Genomic DNA, 21,724 nt, shown 5'->3' on the forward strand with positions numbered 1-21,724 from the left:
ATTAACACTCCTTTTGTAATGACTTAGTCTGTTCACTGATTTTTATAAAGTGTTCGTTGGTAATGATTTGATTGGGTGGCTGAGCAGCCGCAATTTTACCTTTTTCGATGACTAGCACCTGATCAGACAGATTGATACTGTTTAAGTTGTGTGTGATGACAAGGACGATTTTATTCCTCGCGATTTCTCTTAGGTGCTGATGCAGTATCGATTCTGTGGCCCTGTCCAAAGAGTTAGTGGCTTCGTCAAGTATGAGTATGCCGCAGTCACTGTATAGTGCTCTTGCAATGGCAAGGCGTTGTTTTTCGCCACCGGACAAATTGTTGGCATTAGTACTGATATTACTGTCGATTGTGATCTGATTGTTTTTTATAACACGGTCAAACTGTGAGAGTGCAAGTGCGCGGTTAAGCCTCAGCTCATCAATCTTTTTATCGTTATCGACAAGCGTAATATTTTGCCAAATTGTGCCATTGAAAAAAAATGGGTCTTGCTCAATCAGTGCTATGTGTTTGTGTGGATTGCCTTGTTGTGATTTTGCTTCAGCATCAGACAATAAGATTTTGCCTTGGTAGTTATAATACAGCCCAGAAATGAGTTTGATCAGTGTACTTTTTCCAGAGCCAGAGCGACCGACAATGGAGTAAATATGATTGCGCTGAAAAGTGTAGTTGATCCCATCGAGGGCTTTGTCTTTATTATTCTGATAGCTAAACGACAAATCACAAAGTGATATATGCTTGATATCTTTGGCTGGTTTTGTGCTGATGGCGTGCAATTCGTAGTCACATTGCAATAACGTTTCTAAGTTGTTGATTGCACTTTTTGCTTTGGCAGTCACGGTATTAATATCGCTGATCGAGGCAAATGAATATGACATTAAAAGCAATACCATAACAAAAGCGACCAACTCACCTGATGCCATTGCCCCTGAAATGACGTTATGCCCGCCTATCCAAAGCACCAAGATAACACTTGAAAATCCGCCAAATATAATCAAGCCTGAGACAATAGACTCTAATGAGTGCAGCCTTTTTGTCGCGCGGTAGACGTCACTTGCTTTTGACTCTATTTGTTTGGAGAGTAACCCTTCCATTTTGTGCACTTTGATAGATTGGATACCACTGAGAGATTCAATGATGGCGGCGTTGAGCATAGAGACCATCTCTCGTTTATGATTATTGGCTTGTGAGACTTTTTGGCTGATACGAAAGATCATTAAGATCACCACAGGCACGGCAACGATAGAAACGAAGGTCATATAGATATTGGTAGCAAGCAAATAGATAAATCCACACAGCAAGGTGGCAGATGCTTGTATTAAAATACTCAAAACAAAGTGGACATAGACATTAATGGCTTTGATGTCGTAATCGACATTAGAATACAGTTTAGACGGCGCTGTTTGGTCAAAGAGTTGCTGTTGCTTATACATTAACCGGCCAATGGCAAAGCTCATCAACTTGGTGCTCATCATTTCTTTGACATCAAATACGAGTTTTTGTCTCAGGGCATTGCTTGCTACAAAGGTAAGTAACAGAAGTAAAATGATGGCAACAAATTGGTTCAGTTTGGTTGTAGTGACCTCTTGTTTAAACAGCAGCTCAACGGTATAAGCAATCCCAAATGAGCTGCAAACGACAAGGACGTTTAGCATAACAATACACGTTATTGCCCAGTAGCGTTTGGCACATAACGACTTCAGTTTTTGATAAACGGCCCCTTCTACATTGAATTGCATATGTTTAAATCGACTCTTCAATGACTTTTAATAATTTGCCTGTGCCACAACATTTATCGTCGTAGTCTTCTACATGTCGGGCATTGATTACACGATCATGAGGGCAACCGCCATTACAAATTGAAAACCACTTACATTCATGCATGCGAGAGTGTGACTCAACCTCTTCTTGTACTGAGGTTTGGTTATGCTTGGAGTTGGCTAGCAGCGTGGCTAAATCTGAATCCAGCAATGAACCATAAATACTACCTATGTCGCCAACATATTTATCACAGGGCGACACGTCCCCGTTTGGCTCGATGGTAATGATCTCTTGTGAACAGTTGCCAGCCCAATAACAGGCAGAGAGTTGTTTGCTTCTGTCTGCTAATACGTCCATAAAGTTTTCGAACATGCGGATCTGAATAATGCCGCGATATTGGGCATGCCAAACGGTATAAACTCGACTTAAAAACTCGATATACTCTTTGTAACTAATATAGGCATCGCCAATATCATCGCCGGGCTGTGCGCGGTTATCAGGAACAATGTTTAAAAACTCAATGTCATTGAGCTCAATCGATGCGAGGTAACTGAGCAACCGCTGCGGACTTATATTGTACACATCTCTATCAACGACGATCAGTGCGCCATAGGGGATCCCATATTCTTGCAAACGCTTGATCCCTTCGGCAACTTTCAGACTAGTCGGGCGTCCACGGACATCTAGCCGACGGGTATCGTTGATCTCAGGTACCCCATCAAAGCTAATTCCAACGGCCATGCCAATACCCTGTAAAAAGGTGAGCCATTCTTTTGAGATATTCACCGCATTTGATTGCATCGTATTGGTAATAAAATGATCTTTGCGTTTAAACTGCTCTTGCAGCCAGATCAGTTTTTTGAAAAATGCAGGACGTAATAGTGTGACTTCGCCACCATGCCATACGAACTCGACCCTTGAGACATTGGGAATAGCCAAGATGCGCTTTACAATGGAAATGAGGTTTTCAAATTTGACCGTTTGGTTTGGTCCCTCAGCCCATGAGTGGCAATAAGTACACCTGAGATTGCACAGTCGTGTGGCTTTTAGTACCACAACTACTTTGCTTGCGTTGAGTGGTTTGGCTTCAAAATAGGCGTTCTTCTCTCGTTTAAATAACGCAAGTTCTTCTTCATCAAGCATTTCACTGGCTGGGATTTCGCCTATCAATTGTGACGCTAAACGAGAGTATTGGTAATCCGTTAATTCTAGCTGATTGACGGGATTAACGGGTTCTTCTATTACTTTGACGGAAATATCTCCGAGCATGATGTATTCTCCCTAAATGACCAGTTCACCTTGAACCATTTTTACTTGCCGATTGGCCATGCTCGCCGCTTTGTCGCTGTGCGTTACCATGACGATTGTGGCATCGCAGGCGGTATTTGCATGGTGTAGAATATCGAGTACTGTTTGCCCTGTTTTCTCATCCAAGTTACCTGTTGGCTCATCGGCTAAAATGATGCTGGGCTGACATGCCATGGTTCTGGCAATGGCAACACGTTGCTGCTGTCCACCTGAGAGCTGGCTTGGATAGTGGTCGCGCCGCGATGCTAGAGATAGCTTGTCTAGTTCTTGTTCCGCTAAAACCATGCGCTCTTTTAGCTCCACCCCTCTGAATTTAAGAGGCAGCATCACGTTTTCGATCACACTTAAATCTGGGATCAAATTGAATGACTGGAATACATACCCTAAGTGCTCACGACGGTATTTGAGCTTCTTTTTTTGGGATATGCCCGCAACGCTTGTGCCGTTTAGTTCTATGAGACCTTCATCAATATCTGAAAAAAGGCCTATCGCATTGAGTAGCGTTGATTTACCAGATCCCGATTTGCCTGTAATAGCCAAAAATTCGCCTTTTTCGACCTGTAATGACACGTTGTTGAGTGCAGTCGTTTTTAACTTTTTGGTGTAAAAATGCTTGTATACATTTTCTAATTTGATCATGTTACTCAATGTACAGCTCCTCTTTATAATTCTTATTCCAATCCAAAATAATGAGCTCTTTGCCAAGTATGTTGGGGTTATCTACGAGCACTTTATCGCCAATCTGGTCCTTGATTTTCAACAGTGTTTTAACTGCTTTGGACTGGTTGCTTTTCAACAAATAAATAAACGTGTCGTTATTTTCTTTAAATGTGGCATTCAAAGGGACGCTCGGAAGTTCCGCGTCCGCAGTGTCTGTAAGGGATACTTCAATGGATTGGCCAACTTTGACTTGCGTATTCATACTCTGCTGGAAGGGCACTTCAAGGTGCATACGAAATTTACCCTGCTTTACCAGAGGGAAAATTTTGATGATGTTCAATGCAACATTGCGATTCTTGATACTTCCCACGGCTTGCATGGCGTCGTGAACACGGCTTAAATAGTACTCACTGAGTTCAACCTCAATTAAAAAGTCATCAATGAGATCTAAAGAGCCAAACTCTTGCTTAGGTAATATTTGCTGACCAAACTCAATATCAAAGCCGGATAAATTGCCTGAAATAGGCGCTCTTATCACCAGTTGTTGTTCACTTTCTTGTAGCTTGATCAGGAGGGTGTTGAGTATATCTACCGTATCATTGATTTCGCTAAGTTGATATTTAATATGATCTTTCTGTGATTGGTAATAACTTGCCAATACTTGTTTTTTTGCGTGCCAACGGGTGAGGTTACTCTGTACGTCCTGTACTTCCGACTCTTGTGTTAGATTATTTCGTAGTAGCTGTTGTTTTTGAGTAAGCTCCCTTTCCAATACACTGACTTGAAAAATGGCATCCTCTAATGACAGCTTTGAGGTCTTTAATTCTCGACGCAGGTTTAAGCGCATATTTTTAAGATTGCTTATTTGCTCTGATATTTGTGCAATCTTTTCTGTGAGCTTGAGGATGTAATCGTAGTTTTCTAACTCAAGGAGCACCTCGCCTTTTTTTACGAATGAATTTTTTTTATTAAGATAATACTTAACGCGACCGCCAATATCTGAAGATAGCTTAATTGACTTCCTAGGTTTGATGGTACCCACTGAAGTGATGTTTGGATTTACGCTGGCAATTTTAACGCGATTAACGTCTTTAATCGGTATGCTGGAGATTGACTGATTGCTGTATAAAAGCCCCAGTGCAATTGGCAGTATAACGATGATTATGGCAAACATGATTTTAGCTTTGCTGTGTTTTGGCTGAGCTATAACTGTATCCATCTCGTGACTCCTTATTCTGACAGGTACTTTTTACTTATTACGCCAAAATTCAATGAAATGATAAAAGCGATAAGTGTCGCAACGACAAAGAGCGACAGTGAATAGTGGTAGAAGCTAAATTGCATGTGATCTAATGGGATCAATTGCTGGTAGAGAGTGATATAACCGAGCAGTATGCCAACGAATGATGAAGTAATGTATAAATAGACATTCTTTTTAAATATAAAGCTAAAGGTGGCGGTTAAGTCTGCGCCAAGTTGCTTCATTATATGCAGCGAGTCGCTATGCCTTTCAACATCCACCAGTGAATTAGCAATGGTGTTCATCGCAATCAAGACAATGTTTAAAATAACGACAAGAAGCAGGTAGAACACGATTTTACTCAAGTCTGAAAACTCTGCGTCTAGGGCTTGTTCACTAGGTGTTAGAGATAATTGAGGCATTAAGTTTGTTGGACGTTTGTGGTTTACCAGTAAGGTGTTTGTCTTGGTGTCATCAAGCACTATCATAATGGGATCAAAGTCAGCTTTCACTTTACCTAGATAGAAGTTACTCACTACTTGTACAATTTCGACGTCAGTCAAACCTGCTCCGAAATCGGCATAAAATTGATGGTTGATGAGCTGCTCTACCTGAATATTGTCGAACAGTTTGGAGAATGCTTGGGTGACAATGACACGAGTTTTTCCATCGTCATGATTGATCTTGTTCAGCGCTAAGGTCGTTTGGTTACTGCTTAAAACTTCAAGCGCCAGCACTTGCGCAATACTAGGGCCTGCAAAAAAGTAGTGAACAGGAGTAAGTTGCTCATCTAACTTTTGCTGAGCTGTTGACACTGAAATGTAATTCGCTGATTTATCGAAAGGGCGCCAACTACTTACTTCTGACACCCTGCCGTGGTTGGTATTTATATTATCCCGAATGCGAGTAGGCAAACGGTCATTGTGTCCGTCTAATTTTGCATAATGTGTGCGGCTAATATCATAACCATAGTCTGCTTGTTTAGCGGATAACAATTCGTATGTCACGCTCACAGCGACAAACATAACCATAGTCGTTATGAGTGTTTGCATGACGATGGTCAATTGCGTCATCCACATCGTGCTGAGCCCTGCGGATCTTGAAATTGCTTGATTATCTTGTGTAATCACAATTTTACGTATCACAAGGCTGATAATTGCAATGTACGTTAAGACGAGCAATAACAACATACATGCTGAAATTAACCACATATGTGTGGTGCCCAGTATGGTTAAAAGTGGAAACTCAGCGCTTAGAAATTGCATGCCGAAATAAAATACAGATAAAGATAATACACTGGCAACAAGTAGAGATAGTTTGTTGTCAAGTAACGCGCTCAGTGCAATTTGACCATAACTGCCGCCAATACTTAATAAGGTTTTTATGCGCTCTAAGTGTGAGATCTGGATAGAAGACACGGCGCTTAAAAACCCGATGCAGCCGAGTAAAAATGAAAACCCACACACGCCGTAAATGAGATATAAACTTGACTTAGCAAATGTAGTTCCTAGTTCATCAGGTAGCGACAAATCATAATGTAATTGAGAGATAGGGCGCTTAGATAAGTGAATAAATGAAGAAGGTGTGAAAGGGGCGCCAGGTATTTGGGGGGCATTTTCTAACACGATCTGCTCTAGATTCAGAGATGTATGATTTTCTAATTCAACGAATAAATGTACATGTGTGTCATACCAATTACCGTATTGTGATTGAATAACAGGCTCAAAGGTGGAGGCAAAAGCAATCATGAGGTCAGGTTTAATTGATAAGCTCTTATCTAACTCTAATACTTGTGCAATTTTGAACCTGCCCAATTGACCTAGCTTTAGAGTTTGTCCGATTAGACTGGCAGGGTTATTAGTGAGTTGTCGGGCAAATGTGTGTGACAAATATACCTGATTATTTTCGACTGCAGAGATACCATTTGAACTGAGTGACAGCATATTAAAAGCCGCGCCATTAAGTGCATATACCTGTGCTTCTTTTATTTCAGTGGTATTGTGTAATACGTTGATTATTTCTCTATGTGCTATTCCGAGGCGCTTGATATCATTGAGTGAAGATAGCGCAGGTATTAGTGCAGCAGGGGCTTGAGAGCTATTAACTTGCTCTCCATTAGGTAAATTAAACAGGGTTTCAATTTTATAAATATTGTCAGCAACACCATTGTTAATTCTATTATCTGCAAATACGAATGCAATGATTACACCGAGTAAAATAGTGCCTAATGACAGAGAAAAAACTCCCGTTATAGAAGAAAGTCCCTTTGGGCTGCTTAAAAACTTCAACATCTTCAATTCCTATCTATTTTAAGCGCTCTAATGTTTCGATCAGTTTTGTGTTTATGATTTCGTCTGAGTTCTTCGCTATCCGCACAAACTCTGCCTGCTTAAAGCCTATTGATGCTTGTTGCAAGTATTTGTTTGCATTATCGGTTTTAAAGCTGGCAAAGGCTTTTTGCCAAAAGTTTCTTAACCCATACCAGGTGTAACAAGCTTGAATATAGGTGTTGGGGTCCAGCATTCTACCTGTCCAAGGCGATTTGATTGTCTGAGGGTGAAACTTGGTAGGCAAACAAGGCTCGTAAAGCTCTGCAATATCAAATAAGTTATGGGTCATCTCATGCACAATGGCATCTGCTAGTGTTTCAACACTTACTTCATTGAGATGTGGGTTTATTAACACCACAAGTCCGTTGCATATATTGGTAGATGCGCAATTGAATTTATTTTTATTGGTGTCAAATCGAACAGTGATAGAATAGATACTGGCTTTTAAAACATTAAAGCACGCTGGAGAAACGGACTGGATATAATCTATTGCAGCGATAATTTTTGGCATTGTGCTTTCGATAAGCAATTGCGAGACCCCAGTGTCACCCCAAGGGATATCTCTTTGCTCACCGCGAGCAAGATCACTAAAGTAATCAATGAGAATACCTGTTTCTTTGTGTCGGTAGTTACTCTTATACATTGTTTGGGTGAGTGTGCTATATGCTATATCAGAGCGTAAGTTCCAGATTAGTTCTGATTGCTCGATTAAAGCACTATTGGATATAACCTGATTATCTAACTCAGCAAATTTTAGTTCGTTGAGAAAGAGTGATTTTATGTGATCAATATAATCATCTTTACCACGGCTAGTAAAAATGGCTTTCCATAGTTTTGGGAGCTTGAAAAATTGATAAAACTCCTCAGAAGATAGAGTACTCGAAAGCTTATCAAATAATTCCGAGAGCTCTTTGTGTGATAAGATTTCTTTCTTAAAAATGTCTACCAAAAGATCAATCTTGCATTGGCTGAATATATCAGCAAAACCATCGCTGTTAAACTCTAAACACTTGGGCAATTCTTGAGTAAGTGTATTCATGCTTTTGTCCTTAAAAAGCTGCTAAATACAAGTGTTTAGCAGCATGGTTATCACGTCTTAGGTTACTTTTCGAATGACTTCGACCAGTTCCAAGCTGTGATAGGAGGCGCAACAGAAATGCTATCAACACGTGCCTGGTCAACATTAGCAATGTTTAGTGTTTGATCTGAAAAGCTGCTTTTTAGCGCATCAAGTTTTTCAGAGATAGATACTTTCTCTTTAGGTGCTTCAACAATCATTTTTAATTCCTTCTTAAATTTAATTTATTTCATTGAGGAAAATCCTCCATTTCCTTGTACATTATGTTACTTATTTGTGTCAAATCTGTATTTATTTAACGTTTTGGGCGTTTATTGTGCATGAATAAATGGGGTTTTATGATGTCTATTTTGTTTTTTGAAATAATATGTTGTGAGGTATCGAGCGCGGGCATATTCTTTTTGTGTCTCAACTTCAATCTCATAAGCACTTTATGGATATAAAGACGTATTTATTTACATTCATTTTTCAATGAAAGAATAGTTTGCCCTTTTTAAATTTATGAAATATATGGTTTTAATTTTTTATATTGTTTATTGGGTTTGATTATCATTACACTTTTTTTGAGGGGGATGCTTTATATGATTATTTTTAGCTATGTATTTTATTTTGTTAGTGACAACAGATATTTTTTTGATAAACAAGCTAGGCTTTAAAAATTAAAAATAATCACGATTGAACTAATTTATCATATTTGTTTTTTCTTGATCTAAATCAATTTTTTCTGGTGATTTATAACTTATTCCTTTTGTCAAATTTTAAAGTATTTATTTAATTTTTTTGAAGTTCGGCTTAGCTGGCTTAATCTAGCGTCAAGTTTGATGAGCTTAGCCGTTTTTAACCTGGTTATGGTTCAGCTTTCTCTTATGTTAAGAACTTATTTAAGTGTATGTATATTGGGCCTTTATGTTATCTGACTCATACAATAGTGAGGTGAGTACAACAAGCTAGTTTGGTGGCTGACAATAGAAGCTTTACCAAATCAAATAAGAATGTTGAGTGCTTCAGGACAAAGTGATCGCTCGTTTTCTCTTGTGACTGTTTTTTCGTGATTTTTTTTAATTTTCCAAAACTTTTAGCCGCCTTTGACTATGCTTGTCATAGCTGACTTTAGCTGTACTTATATCGTTTAGCTAATCTATCGAGGTGTGTTCAGGTTATGTGTTTATGAGAGTAGAATCTTCATTTTATCTTTGCACACCTACCTCTTAGCGAATTTATATCGTGTTACAGTTGCCTTAATTCAGGTGATAAGTACATCGCTTTATTTTGCGGCTCATGCAGGGGTCACTATGGTGACTGCCTGCATGAAAAAGGTTTGAATTACATTGTTAGTTCTGTAGCGTCAAATCAACACAGTTCTGAGAGCCAATATATTGCCAACTATTTAGACCTTGCTGAATATGTTGTGCGGCTTGCTGCGCTGATGCACCTGAAAACACTTGCTTGATGGCCTCAGCCACAAGTTGCTGATAGCTTGGGGAGTTATGATTTAATGAAGAAGCAGTAAATAAGCTCGCATCATAGCTTTGCTCATTTAATAGCTGAGCTTGCGCTCTAAGGTTTGCACTGCTGATTTGAACTTGTCCATCATAAGCCGGGATTTCATTCAGAGTATTCGCAAATAAGTTGGCGAAAGATCTGGTTGTTGTAAAATCAAGTACCTTTTGTGCAAGGACTGCATGCTCGCTGGTGGCATTAATTTGGTATGTACCATCAGCGAATCCATAAAACTTGCCACTTTGTCCGGGGATAGGCCAAAAGCCAACTTTGTAGCTTTTATCTATTTGATAAAAAACAGAGTTTGGTCCTGCACGCCAGCCGCCATCCAGTGCTAAAGCTGAGTTACCAAGCGCTTTACTGGTGCCCATGCCATGATAGTCTTGCGTTAAGACGTCTTGATTAATAAAACCTTGCTGATGCCAGCTTTTTAAGGTGCTTAAAATATTTACATAGTCAGGATCTGTAAAACAGGCTTGGCCTGCAATAAGGGCTTGTGCTCGTGATGCTTTCAGTAGTCCCGCAGCCATGACTTCAGCAACCACTTGCGATAGATACCATTGGTCACTGGCCATTTGTAGTGGTGTAATATTTTGACGCTTTAATTGTGTAAACACTCTTTCCAATTGAGCAAGAGATTGTGGCTGTGAATTTAAACCATGCTTTTCTAGTAATTTTTTATTGACTAATACCCCTTCTAGCTGCATAGCAAATGGGACACCATATATATTGCCATCGGCACCTGTCGCCGCTGGCAGTGCATTGGCGTTAATAGAAGCTAACTCATTGCTTTGCGCAGAGATCAGGTTATGTTCAATTAGTGGAGCCAGTGCAGCAGGGCCCGGCATCCATTGAAAGAGATCAACACGCTGGTTTTGCATTGCCAGCTGCACATGGGATTGATAAGTATCAAAGTCAATGACTTTCACATTCACTTGTACATCGCCAAGCAAGTTTTGATTATTGATCTTTTCCCATAACAACTGTTCTTGCTGGCGCCAAGTGTAAAGGTCGAGTTGTTGCTTGGCACTGGCAAAGGCAGGCCAAAGCAATAGGATGATTACTAGGTATAAAAGTTTCGTCACGTTCATTTCTATTGCACCTTAAACTGCTCGTTCATTGTCACTAAAGCATCAGATGCCTTGTCTAGCTCATTTGCAGCCGCATTGTTATGCTGAATTTGGTCGAGCGTTTGTAGCGAAAGCTCATCGATGTTTTCAATGCTGGTGCTTATTTCTTGAGCAGCGATATGTTGCTGTTTTGCGGCTTCCGCAATCACTTCATTAAGTTGGTGCGCGTCGCTCACGCCTTGGGCAAACTCTTTAATTTGTACGTCAATTTCCATAGCCATCTGGGTACAGGATTCCGTATTTTGCACTGAACTTCTAAGTGCTTGCACGGCAAGATCTGACGATTTAAGTAACTGATCAATTTTAGTTTGAATTTGCTCTGTGGAAGCTTGCGTTCGCATAGCCAGCGTACGTACTTCGTCTGCAACAACTGCAAAGCCTCGACCATGCTCTGCGGCTCGTGCTGCTTCGATAGCGGCATTTAGTGCTAACAGGTTGGTTTGGTCAGCGATGGTATCAATAACATTGACCACTTCTTCGATCTGACGGCATTCTTTATCCAAAGAGGCCACTACATCAGCAGCAGATGTCATATCACAGCGTAACTGCTCACTCAGGGTTTGGTTTTGTTGCACTAAGCCTTGCGACTGAGTGGCAAGGGTATCAGCTTGTGCCATAAGTTGTGTTGCCTGTACAGCAGTATCAGAAATTTCGCTCGAAGTGGCGGTCATCTCAAGAACGGCACTGGCCACTTGTGTGGTCTGATCTTTTTGCTGATTTGCAATCGTAGTTGTGTGTTGTGCACTGCTTGATAGGGTATCTACCGAATGATTGATTTGTTCTGATTGCGTCTTTATATCGGTAATGATGTTAGCAAAGGCAACTCTTAAGCTTTGTAGTGATTGACGTAATTGTGCAAATTCATCTTTACCCGTTACATTGATTTGCTCACCTAGGTTACCTGTTGCGAGTTTCTCGATATCTGCAACGGTTTGCTTAAGTGGGCGGCTGATACTACGTGTAATATACAGCGCTGTCATAATACCGAAAATGAGTGTGGCGAGTGTTGCTACAGAGATCCAAGTGAAGCTTGATTCAACTGATGCGGTTGTTTGCGACTCTACCGCAGCACTAAAATCTTGGCTTAGTTGGCTGATGCGAGCCATATCTGATTTCAGCTGTTGTAAGCCTGACTCTACTTGAGCTAGGTTGCTGATCAGGACATTTTTACTAGAAAGATAACTACTTTGCAGAGATTTAATGCCATCTTGCTTACCAATGATCCAAGCAAGATCTGTCGCTACAGCGCCAAGTGGAGTAAGAATATTTCGCTCGAGTGCTGCGCTCGATGAAATAGACTGAAGCTGGTAGCCACTTTTAACATAATCAGATAGCCACAACTTGTACTCTTGTGATAGGGCTTGAAGCTCTTGTAAGTTATTGATCAACAAAAACTGCTTCGCGATAGAAATACCATATCTGAGTTGACTTAAAGAGGCGGTCACTAATTGGTTTTGTCTATACTTTTTGTAGCGTTCAGTAATATTCGCAAGTTGCTCATCAAGCTGATTGATCTGTGCTTGATACTGTTTGAGTGTGGCTTTGTTTTTTAGCGCAGTGCTCGCGACGCTCATTGATTTTTGTTGAGCGTTAAATACCTGTGCTTTACTGGTTTCAAATTGCTCAACAACTTGTATTTTTTCAGCGTTATTAGGTAAATTCGTGAACAGCTCTGCCATCGCATCGAGTTGTTGTTGGATCTTTTTCTGATAAGCATTGATGGAACCTTCCAATCTTAACTGTTCAGAAATATCATCTGTATAGTAGTGCTGATAGACAGACAAATTAAGCTGATCAAGCTTACTTTCTACAGAGTTTACTTTTATATCAATAGGCTGAGCGACTTGGGTCACTTTTTTCAAGTTGCTATCAATCTCAGACATTCTAAAGAGAGAGAAAACGCTGATGGCAACCATTGCCAGGAGAACTACCGTGTATCCGACTGATATTCTTGATATTACGGATGCTTTGAACATGGTATGGGTAACTTACTAAATTAAACAGGTTTAAAATTTGCGCAATGGTAGCATTGTCCTTTTTAAAATAATCTAGTATTTATTCAGTATATTTAAACAAAAAAATGTAATGGAACGTGCTTGTTATGTTGAGTAAGTGTTTAGTGTGTATTTGATGCGTAAAAAAGTAACGATACCAACAATGCACTGATAATAAAAAATCATTAAAAGCTAAATATAGTCTTAAGTTGTTGCAATTCAGTGATGCTCGGTGGGGCCGAGAGGCCCCAATTTTACTCAATTTAGCGTTGGTAGACGATTTCTCCATCCAACAATGTCATCGTGACCTGCGTATTTGCGATTTCTTTGACTGTGCTTTCGAATAGGTTGTTATCTAGCACGACTAAATCAGCCAGTTTGCCTACTTCTATACTGCCAACCAAGTGATCTTGTTGCATCGCATAAGCACTATTTAGTGTGTAGGCTTCGAGTGCTTGTGCGAGCGTGATAGCTTGCGGTGTTCTTGATATCGCATTACTGATACCGATAAATGGGTTGAATGGGCTGACATTCCAGTCACTGGACAGCGTTAAGGTTGCGTTGTTTTCAACTAAGCTTTTGATTGGAACCAAGTCTTGGCTGCGTTCTACACCTAAAAGAGGAATATTTTCAGGCCAGTGACCTGGGTCAGTAAAGTCGCCTGCGACTTGTGCATCTGCTATCACGCCGAGTTTAGCAAAGCGCGCATAGTCAGCTGGGTCAACCACTTCTAGGTGCGTCAATCTGTGGCGAGACTGACCCGATGAGGCATTTTCAATGGCATTAAGCGCTTCGTGGATCCCTCTATCACCAATAGCATGAATATTAAAATCGAATCCTGTTGGTTCCAACGCTTTTATGTATTTTTCAAGACGTGCTTGAGTAAAGTAGTTGAGGCCATTGTTACCATCGAGTTCAAGCCAATTTTGGTGATACGGCTCATGCATCGCAGCGGTCGTGTTAACTAATATACCATCTACATAAAACTTGACTTGATTTACTTTTAACAAGCTATTTGGATCTGCTTGATAAAGGGATTTTAGTTTACTTAGCTGGGCAGCATCGTTCATTTGTGGGTAAGCCCACAGACCTAAATGCGCTCTGAGTGTTAGCTTATCTTCGTTGGCAATTTTCAGCCAAGTTTCCAAGTGTCCGCGCTGCCAGTAGGTTCTCGCATCACTGATTGAGGTGATCCCTGCTTTGTTTAGCGCAGGCATGGTATATTCTATAAGTCCTAAATAATCGTTTTGTTGTGTATTGGTCAGGGAGCGCATAGCCAGCTCCATAACTTGGTTACCAGCATTATCGTAAAGGATCCCATCAAGGTTGCCTTGCTCATCTTTGCCAATAACACCGCCAATGGGGTCTAGGCTATTTCTGTGGATCCCCGCTAATTCCATTGCTTTATTATTGAGCCACATTGAATGAGATGTTTGCTCCATAATGATAACTGGGCGGTCGGGTACTGCCTCATCTAATACATCAATAGGACTGTCTTGCATTTCGAGTAAAGTGCCAATTGAGTGCCCATAGCCAATCAACCATTGGGCATTTGGATTTTGAAATGCGGCGTCTGCAACAAGGTCGATATAAGTATCGGTAGACTCGGATTCAGGAATGGTAAATTGAGTGGCATCAGATCCAGACTCTAATGGGTGCATGTGTACATCATGAAAGCCTGGCATCATCATCTTGCCTTTAAGGTCAATAACTTGGGTATTTTCACCAATATGTTGCTGCACTTGCTCTGTGGTGCCGACAAATATAATTTTATTGTCTTTGATTGCAACCGCTTGCGCCCAAGGTTTGTCCTCATTCACTGTATATATGTCACCATTTACAAACACCATGGTTGATTTGTCTTGTTGAGTTTGACTAGGTGTTGTCTCTGGCGTATTGCTCTTAACGGAATTATTAGCCGTAGGGCTTGAATCTGAGTTACAGCCAGACATACAAAGGCCAGCTACAATTAAAGGAATTAAAGACATATTTGTGACTCTCATGGTTGACTCCTGTTAGTTGGCGCTACAATATCAATGGCATGGTAACCACAAGGTAACAGTGTAGAGGTTTTATGCTTGTTTTTCTGGTTGAAGATGATAGAGCTTTAGCTGCACAATTAATCGACTTTTTGCAATTCGAAGGCATTGAAGTGGATTATGCCACTTCGGTCTCAAGTGCAAAAGAAATAGCGGCACAAACGCAAAAATATACCCACTATGATGCGGTGATCTTGGATATGGACCTGCCAGATGGGAGCGGGCTGAATTTATTGTCTGAACATATTCTTGGCCAAGGTGTGCCTGTGTTGTTTTGCACTGCAGCGACATCACTTGAAGATAAGCTGGCTGCTTTTTCAGCAGGCGCACTTGATTACATGACCAAACCATTTGCGCTACCAGAGTTGGCAATTAGGCTTAAAATCCTGGCCCAAAAGCAGGTCACGCAAACAACCTCGATATTTGAACTAGATAGTTTGTTTATTGATTTTTCATTGAAAATAGCAAAGCGAGGAGAGCGAGCTTTGGTACTGTCTCCTCAGCAATGGCAACTAGTATCTCTGCTTGCCAAGCAAAGTCCAGAGCCTGTGAGCAAAGATCAGATCTTAGCTCAAATATGGCCAGATCAAGACGTCAACAATAATATGTATAAGTCATTACTTACCCGGTTACGTCGTAATATATCGAAAGCGGCTGAATTAGAGCTGATCCATACTATAAAAAGTCAAGGTGTGGTCTTAAGGTGCAATGATGAATAAGCCCCAAAGCTTTGGACGTTATTTTATCCTTAGGGTAGGTGCATTCTTTCTGGTTTTTATTGTAATTTGGATCCAAGTAGCGACTTGGGTCTATCATTTTGCATGGGATGACACAACAGAGCATTATCTCTATCAAGATTTAGCATTGGCGCACAGTGGACAGCTTACACTGCCTCTGATGACACAGGAGAAGTTCATCGGCTTTTTAGATGATATGCCACTCGAATACCAAGCTGTTTTGAATATTGACGATATTGAATTTGAGCATACGTTTTTATTGTCATCAGTTAATGGTGATATGTATGTCCTCAAAAGTGAAGATACTGAGGGCCGCTCATTATTTATTATTCACTTTTTTTCTCACCAAGACTCACCAAGTTTAGTGCCAATCTTCATCGTCTTGAGTAGCTTCATGCTAATTCCTTTAGGGTTATTAGTCTGGCGGGTTTGGCGAGCTATGAGTCGTGATTTAAATAGAGTTACGCGCAGCTTAGAGACAGATGAAGTGCCGAGTGCGCGTTTTATTGAAATGTCCGAACTACAGTCAACGGTAAAAATGGCACGTTTTGCACAGCGACATGCGCAAAAGCAAGAACGTTTGTTTTCGGCATTTTTGAGCCATGAAGTGAGAACACCATTGACTCACATTCATCACAGTATGAGCCGGTTACAGCAAATTGACGAAATACCTTTGGCAGCGTTAGACGTGCTTGATGAACTGGAAAGTGGGCAACAGGCTCTGACTGACATTGCTGATGCAGTCCTACTATTGAGTCAACCTAATAAAGCAAAGCTTGAACGCCACGCCTTGCAGCCTTTGTTAATGAGGTGGCAAACAAAATGGCGTGAACACGGCCTGAGTATAGAGCTTGAGGATGATCACCTAGTGGGAAAGCAGGCTATTGAGCCTAAATTGTTTGAGTTGTTTTTAATACAAGTGGCGAAAAACGCATTGCAACATGGTGATGGTGCGCTGCGATTAAGGTGTGATGAAGGTGGACTGGTTTTTGACAATACCATTAAAGCAGAGCCGACACACTCAGGACATGGTCTTGGTAGTCAAATGATGTCGCAGGTCTGTGATTGCTTCGGATGGACACTAAACGTGCACATTGATAGTAAATATACGCTCAGCATTAATTGGGAACCGACTAACACCGAGCTTGGTTGATACATTCAGCTCGTTTCTATGCGTGAGTTAATATCAATGGTAAGTGCATTGCCATTGGCTGTTTATTCAACCCTGATACGTGTATTTACAGAGTTTGCAATGAAACACGAATCATGGGCTTGATGATGCAGTTCAGAGATAGTTTTTTCATCAATATAGCTTGTGTGATGCCATGTGATTTGAGGCTTGAGTATCACGTCTGTGATCGCTGCTTTTCCGTGTGTATTTTTACCCATTACCCCTGAGGCATTATCAGTATAGGATTCAATAATTAACCCTGATTGTGCTGCGAAATGAAGAAAAAATAGCATATGACAACTGGATAGTGATGCAACATACGCTTCTTCTGGATCCACATTGTTTGGCTCTGAGTATGGCAAAGGTACAACCGAAGGGGAAGATGATGCAGCGATTTCAATGCCACCATCAAAACGCCAAGTATGTGCTCGATTATATTTTGCATCAATAAACGCTTCATTTGGTTGACGATGCCAAGAAACAATTGCTGTATGAATAGACATAGGTATCCTCTGAATTTAAATTGCACACTGGCTTAGTCCCGTGTGATTACTAAATACGTGCTGATTATTATGAAATTGACAGCTGACATATAGAAGCGATAATAACTCAAAGTGACTTGAGGTATTCTCACATCATGAGTAATTTAAATCTCTCATTGACCGCACTGCATACTTTTTCAGTGGTTGCAAAAGAACTTAATTTTACGGCTGCAGCAGGTATTTTGCATATTTCTCCTAGTGCAGTTAGCCATCAAATGAAGTTGCTCGAATCTCAGTTAGGTATGAGCTTGTTTCATCGCAAATCAAAAGGTGTGACCTTAACGCCAGAAGCTGTGCGCCTTTATGAGTATGTGAGTAAAGGGTTTAATGTGCTAGAGCATGGGGTGATTGCTGCTCGTCGTTCGATTCAAGTTGAGCGAATTGTGCTGGCAGTGATCCCGTCGTTACTGGAGCACTGGTTAATTCCTAAGTTGGGAGAGTTCTACCAATGCTATCCCCATATCGAGCTGAACTTAATTGCACAAGATCAGCTCATTGACTTTAATCGTCACCATGTAGATGCGCATTTACATTTTGGTCATGGGCAATATCAAGGACTCAGCTGTACACAGCTTGCACCTGAGTGGGTTTACCCTGTTTGTGCACCAAATTATTTAAAAGCGCTGGACGAAGGTGCTCCTTTGCTAAGTTACCAAGGCGGGATAGAAGACGCACCTGGTTGTATTAATTGGCAAACTTGGCTTGAACAGCACTCTGTTGACGGCATACCTAATCAAAGCATTAGAATATTTAGTCATCTTGGTCATACATTGACTGCGGCTAAATATAGCCAAGGTATCGCACTAGGTTGGCACCACATTGCCAGTGAAATGTTGACACAAGGTGCACTCGTCAAATTACCCTATGAACCTATTTTAATGCCATTTTCATACTTTTTTGTCACGAGTCAAAACACAGGCAATCGTGAGGCATTAATGTGTTTACTTAACTGGCTTAAACTTAAATTCGTTGAATCATCAATGAAAAGTGAGTCAAATTGCTCCGAAATGAGCAAATCCTATTAAGATTAATCATGTGCCTTTTCAGTTACTATAATAGGGGTTGTAATTATTATATTAAATAATATCAATGGTTTGTGTTTTTATAATATGCTAAAAATTCAATTAAATTAATATTAAATAATTCATTATTGCTTTTATATCGCCCAAAGATTGCAATTTGCCCTCAATGTATGGCTAAATTTAGTGTACAACTTTTAACAGTTTATGATGTCTAAGTAGTTTAGATTACAGCGTTAACTGTTGGATCAAGGAAGCGCAATTTATTTAAGGCCTGAATTAGAGGTGTAGGTATAAGATGTCTCAAACAAAAAACAATATAGCATTAGGCGTTGCATCAGCGGCACTAGCGCTGGCGTTGTATTCTCATTTCTCAACTGAACCTAGCAACCAACTATTGCTTGCTGAAAAGCCACAATCTCAACAGCAACATGTCCACTCTCAGGTGGACAGTGCTCACCTTGAGATGCATGACAATGAAAGCTACGAAGATATGGATAACAGTGCTTTAATCGCACGTATCGAATATTTAGAGGAGCGTCTATTAGATATTGAAAATCAAGCTTTCGGCACTGGTGCCTCGAATGACGCGATGGAAGAAACAATCCTTGCTGTGCTTGAAGAGAAAGAGCGTAAAGAAAGGCAAAAAAGAAGTGAAGATAATCCTGTTTATGGGTTTTACGAAGATTTGCCCAAAGACTATGACTTGAAATTAAAGACGGATCCAGAGTATGCATCTCAAGTGAGTCAAGATTTAAGAGGTAAGGTGCTTGACCAAACTTTAACACCGCAAGAGCGCCTCTCTGCGATGGGACAATTACAAATGAACATGTACATTCTTAATCGAACACAAGGCGAAATGTTTGATTATGAGACTGTAGATGCCGTCCTTGAAATTAGTAGAAATAGTGCTGACGACAAACTCAAGGTACAAGCATTGGAAGTGGTTGCTCACTCACCTGTTGTGGACAGCCGTATCGCTAAGTCTTTACAAGATATTATTGAAAAAGAGCCTAATAAATATATGAAAACAATGGCTGCGGAAGGTCTGATGGGCCAGTATTATCAAGCAGGTGAAAGCGATCCAGAAGTTAAGCAGCAGCTAGCAAACGATATTTTAGCAATGTACGATAATGCAAGTAGCTCTGAAATTCAGGCGGTCATGCAGCGATTGATAAGAGACGATGAGTTACTGCAACAAATACGCAGAGATGCGGGTAGGTAATTGGATTTCAAACTCTACTATTTAGTGCCTTTACAAATATTCTGCTTCATAGCGTCACTGTGCGCTGTGAAGTAGTGACAGAAGGAGATGTGAATGAGTTATTTTGCGGTGTTTTTTTGCGCAATTGTATGTTTTTTTTTGCTGTTGCCTTTTTACAAAAAAATGTATTCGGTTGTTAAAGATATGGATGATGAGTTTTCAGCCGGAATTAAAAAAGAAAGCGGATTTACGAATGGTGCCGAAGGCAACTTCTTTATTGCGAAATTTTACGTTATGTTACTGCCATTAGTATGTCATGTTATAGCGTCTTTTGTGCTTTATCTTGTCGCATCTAAGTTGTTTTTATAGCCTGCAATATGGTCAATTTTACGTTGAAATTGAACCATTTGAAATCTTGTTTGCTCAAGCAGGGCCTAAATAAAAAACAGCAAAGGTTTTTAATCGTTTTATTGGTGATCAGTGCGTTAATACCGTTTTATGCCATATTTACTGCATTTGGTAATCGTTTTCTAGAGTTAGCTTGGCAGTTTCGGCATTGGCTCGTTATTGGGCTGCTACAATTAGCTTGTTACATAGCACTTGCATTACATGTGATAAAGGGCTGTCAGGCGTATTATGTGACTGTTTGCTTTAGTATTATTTTATGCTTATCTCAGTTTATATTTACTATCTTGATGATAATCCTTGGTGCTTCGGAACTAAGAATATAAACAATAGCTTTACCCTAAGGGTTATGTCGCTGTTTAAATTAACCTTGGTGTTTATCGATATGGCCGAGGTCACGGTTAGGATCTAATTTATCTCTCACGCGCCTTTTAAGTTCTTTCGCTTCTGGAAAGCCGCCATCTTCTACTCTGCACCAAATCAGTTCATCATCATAATAAACCTTGAATATGCCTTTACTTGCTGGTGAGAGCGACACTTCTTTAAGATCATCGCTAAAGGTTGATAATAGCTCTTGGGCTAGCCAACCACTTCGGAGCAACCATTGGCATAATACACAATAGTGTATGGTAATTTTGGGTTTGTGCATGTGAGTATCACCGCCTTTTGAGTGTATATGTGTGTAAAAGCGAAGGGACTTTATTCACCTTCGCGTTGTGCATTTTGTACGAATTCAGAATAAATCGTGTCTTTGATTAGTCTATCTGGAGTGAAGGCGTAATAGTGTTGGTAGACGTTTTCAATGTTGCCAATAAATGTTACGTCATAGTGACGCTCTATCTCTTCTCTGATTGATAAAGGGGCTGGGAATATACCAAATCCTTGTTGACCGAGTGACTTCATTAATGCACTGTCGTCCACATGGCCTGCAACAGACATATTGATCCCGAGATCTTCCAGCCAGTATTGAATCGCGTTTGTCACCGGGCTCGCTTTAGCGGGCAGAATGATCGGCATATCTTTTAAGGTACTTGGGAAGTTTTTACTTAGTTTTGCGTAGTATGCAGAATTTCCGTACAGTCCAAGTTGGCTTTTACCAATTTCATGACAAAATGCTTTAAAAGGTGTCGAGCTATCTAACGGTTTATCTGCGAGGACTAAATCAATCTTGTGTGTTGCCATTTGGGCTAATAGCTCAGATTGCTGTCCATCAATGCAGTGTAAATTCGTAATACGCTCATGTTTGATCAGTGGAGATAACCACTTTGAAACGAGAGATTTAGGCAGAGCATCAGAGATCCCCACCTTTAATGTGCGATTTATATTATCAAGGTCACCTCGTGTCGTCTCTAGCCACTCTTCCGCGACACTGAACATATCATTGGCATATTGCTGGGTAAGCTGCCCATATTCTGTCAACCTTAATCCTCTACCTTCACGAACAAACAGCGGCTTGCCCAATCTTTGTTCTAAGCTTGTTATTTGTGCGCTGATGGTTTGTGGCGTGAGATGCAATACTTTGCTAGCAGCAGCAATACTGCCTAGTTTACTGACTTGCCAAAAATAATAGAGGTGGTTGTAATTTATATTCATCATACTTCGTA

18 protein-coding genes are annotated in these 21,724 nt (G+C 40.4%); 5 read left to right on the forward strand and 13 right to left on the reverse strand.

Annotated features, from left to right (window positions below; all coding sequences use genetic code 11):
- Position 1: 1 nt before the first annotated feature.
- The 10 genes from L1077_RS06860 to L1077_RS06905 all read right to left on the reverse strand — a co-directional run bounded on the left by L1077_RS06860 (position 2) and on the right by L1077_RS06905 (position 15,006).
- Entirely contained in the window at positions 2-1,741 is a 1,740-nt protein-coding gene (locus tag L1077_RS06860; protein WP_237136151.1) for an ABC transporter ATP-binding protein, read from the reverse strand.
- A gap of 4 nt (positions 1,742-1,745) precedes the next feature.
- A complete protein-coding gene (gene darE / locus L1077_RS06865; protein ID WP_237136152.1) occupies positions 1,746-3,032 on the reverse strand; it encodes a darobactin maturation radical SAM/SPASM protein DarE in 1,287 nt (428 codons plus the stop codon).
- A 12-nt stretch (positions 3,033-3,044) separates the two neighbouring features.
- A complete protein-coding gene (locus L1077_RS06870) occupies positions 3,045-3,710 on the reverse strand; it encodes an ABC transporter ATP-binding protein (RefSeq protein WP_237136300.1) in 666 nt (221 codons plus the stop codon).
- A gap of 1 nt (position 3,711) precedes the next feature.
- On the reverse strand, positions 3,712-4,950 hold the full coding sequence (locus tag L1077_RS06875; protein ID WP_237136153.1) for an RND transporter: 1,239 nt from the start codon (positions 4,948-4,950) through the stop codon (positions 3,712-3,714).
- 11 nt (positions 4,951-4,961) lie between these two features.
- Positions 4,962-7,262 carry a darobactin export ABC transporter permease subunit gene (darB, locus tag L1077_RS06880; protein WP_237136154.1) on the reverse strand — a complete coding sequence of 767 codons (2,301 nt, stop codon included), beginning with the start codon at positions 7,260-7,262 and terminating at the stop codon, positions 4,962-4,964.
- Between the two features lie 13 nt (positions 7,263-7,275).
- Entirely contained in the window at positions 7,276-8,340 is a 1,065-nt protein-coding gene (locus L1077_RS06885; RefSeq protein ID WP_237136155.1) for a hypothetical protein, read from the reverse strand.
- 62 nt (positions 8,341-8,402) lie between these two features.
- Positions 8,403-8,579 carry a darobactin family peptide antibiotic gene (gene darA / locus L1077_RS06890; protein WP_237136156.1) on the reverse strand — a complete coding sequence of 59 codons (177 nt, stop codon included), beginning with the start codon at positions 8,577-8,579 and terminating at the stop codon, positions 8,403-8,405.
- Between the two features lie 1,131 nt (positions 8,580-9,710).
- Complete coding sequence (locus tag L1077_RS06895; protein WP_237136158.1) at positions 9,711-10,970, reverse strand: extracellular solute-binding protein; 1,260 nt, start codon at positions 10,968-10,970, stop codon at positions 9,711-9,713.
- Positions 10,971-10,972: 2 nt separating this feature from the next.
- Entirely contained in the window at positions 10,973-12,985 is a 2,013-nt protein-coding gene (locus L1077_RS06900) for a HAMP domain-containing methyl-accepting chemotaxis protein (protein ID WP_275424207.1), read from the reverse strand.
- Positions 12,986-13,266: 281 nt separating this feature from the next.
- Positions 13,267-15,006: an amidohydrolase gene (locus tag L1077_RS06905; protein ID WP_237136160.1), complete on the reverse strand. Its 1,740-nt coding sequence runs from the start codon at positions 15,004-15,006 to the stop codon at positions 13,267-13,269.
- Between the two features lie 71 nt (positions 15,007-15,077).
- On the opposite strand from L1077_RS06905, the gene L1077_RS06910 reads away from it, so the two are divergent.
- A complete protein-coding gene (locus L1077_RS06910; RefSeq protein ID WP_237136161.1) occupies positions 15,078-15,761 on the forward strand; it encodes a response regulator transcription factor in 684 nt (227 codons plus the stop codon).
- Positions 15,751-16,932 (forward strand): sensor histidine kinase, encoded by a 1,182-nt coding sequence (locus L1077_RS06915; protein WP_237136162.1) that lies wholly within the window; start codon positions 15,751-15,753, stop codon positions 16,930-16,932. Before L1077_RS06910 ends, L1077_RS06915 begins: the two co-directional genes overlap by 11 nt.
- Positions 16,933-16,994: 62 nt before the next feature.
- Here L1077_RS06915 and L1077_RS06920 read toward each other — a convergent pair whose 3' ends face one another.
- Complete coding sequence (locus L1077_RS06920) at positions 16,995-17,453, reverse strand: OsmC family protein (RefSeq protein WP_237136163.1); 459 nt, start codon at positions 17,451-17,453, stop codon at positions 16,995-16,997.
- Between the two features lie 134 nt (positions 17,454-17,587).
- On the opposite strand from L1077_RS06920, the gene L1077_RS06925 reads away from it, so the two are divergent.
- From L1077_RS06925 to L1077_RS06935, 3 genes are all read left to right on the forward strand, one after another.
- Entirely contained in the window at positions 17,588-18,517 is a 930-nt protein-coding gene (locus L1077_RS06925) for a LysR substrate-binding domain-containing protein (RefSeq protein ID WP_237136164.1), read from the forward strand.
- A gap of 292 nt (positions 18,518-18,809) precedes the next feature.
- The gene (locus L1077_RS06930) at positions 18,810-19,736 is read left to right on the forward strand and encodes a hypothetical protein (RefSeq protein WP_237136165.1); all 927 of its coding nucleotides are present in this window, start codon (positions 18,810-18,812) and stop codon (positions 19,734-19,736) included.
- 93 nt (positions 19,737-19,829) lie between these two features.
- The gene (locus L1077_RS06935) at positions 19,830-20,084 is read left to right on the forward strand and encodes a hypothetical protein (RefSeq protein WP_237136166.1); all 255 of its coding nucleotides are present in this window, start codon (positions 19,830-19,832) and stop codon (positions 20,082-20,084) included.
- 400 nt (positions 20,085-20,484) lie between these two features.
- Here L1077_RS06935 and L1077_RS06940 read toward each other — a convergent pair whose 3' ends face one another.
- Positions 20,485-20,769 (reverse strand): SelT/SelW/SelH family protein, encoded by a 285-nt coding sequence (locus L1077_RS06940; protein WP_237136167.1) that lies wholly within the window; start codon positions 20,767-20,769, stop codon positions 20,485-20,487.
- 50 nt (positions 20,770-20,819) lie between these two features.
- Positions 20,820-21,713, reverse strand: coding sequence for a transcriptional activator NhaR (gene nhaR / locus L1077_RS06945; protein WP_237136301.1), 894 nt, complete (start codon positions 21,711-21,713; stop codon positions 20,820-20,822).
- Positions 21,714-21,724 lie beyond the last annotated feature (11 nt).

The sequence above is a fragment of the Pseudoalteromonas luteoviolacea genome (assembly GCF_021654285.1).
Taxonomy (GTDB): Bacteria; Pseudomonadota; Gammaproteobacteria; order Enterobacterales; family Alteromonadaceae; genus Pseudoalteromonas; species Pseudoalteromonas luteoviolacea_J.